Source organism: Mesorhizobium sp. M8A.F.Ca.ET.021.01.1.1, from assembly GCF_003998025.1.
Taxonomy (GTDB): domain Bacteria; phylum Pseudomonadota; class Alphaproteobacteria; order Rhizobiales; family Rhizobiaceae; genus Mesorhizobium.
This window is the reverse complement of sequence record NZ_RZSJ01001081.1, coordinates 1-565: the sequence shown is the minus strand read 5'-3', so window position 1 is coordinate 565 and position 565 is coordinate 1. Positions and strand designations below refer to the sequence as shown.

Below are 565 nucleotides of genomic sequence, written 5' to 3'. Positions count from 1 at the left end.
GTCGCGAACATAGTCGCGCGTGAAGCGAGGCGCGGGCGCCCAGCGCTCGACCAGCCAGCCCTTGCGGCTGACGACCTCCAGCCCCGCTTGCCGCAGGCGCGCCGGAAGCGTCGAGCCGCAATCGGTGCCGAGCACGCCCCGGTCGCGAAACCCCTGCAGCCTGGCGGCCATGAAGCGCGCCAGAAGGGCTCGGTCCATGGGCAGGATCTGCAGGATGGTCGAATCGAAATCCTTGACCGCGAAAATGCCGCCCGGCTTCAGCACGCGCCTGGCCTCGCCGACGGCAAGCTCGAACTCGGCCGGCGTCAGATACTGCATGACATTGCCGGACCAGACGCAATCGAACGAGGCGTCGGCGAATGGCAGCGACAGGATGCTGCCGACTTCAGTGGCGATTTCCGGCGGCTCGGGCAGCGTGCCCGCCAGCGCCTCGACCCGGCCGATGTTTTCAGGCGCTAGGTCGAGCGCGGCGATGAAGCCGGATGGGCCGACGGCCCTCGCGATGAGCGGCAGGAAGCCGCCGCTGCCGCATCCGGCGTCGAGCACGCTCCAGCCCGGGCGGATG

Annotated in this window: 1 protein-coding gene; it reads right to left on the bottom strand. The window is 69.7% G+C overall.

Going from position 1 to position 565, the window contains the following annotated elements:
- Positions 1 to 565, bottom strand: a 565-nt coding sequence (locus tag EOA36_RS36710; protein WP_127281328.1) for a methyltransferase domain-containing protein, incomplete at both ends; no start/stop codon positions are given.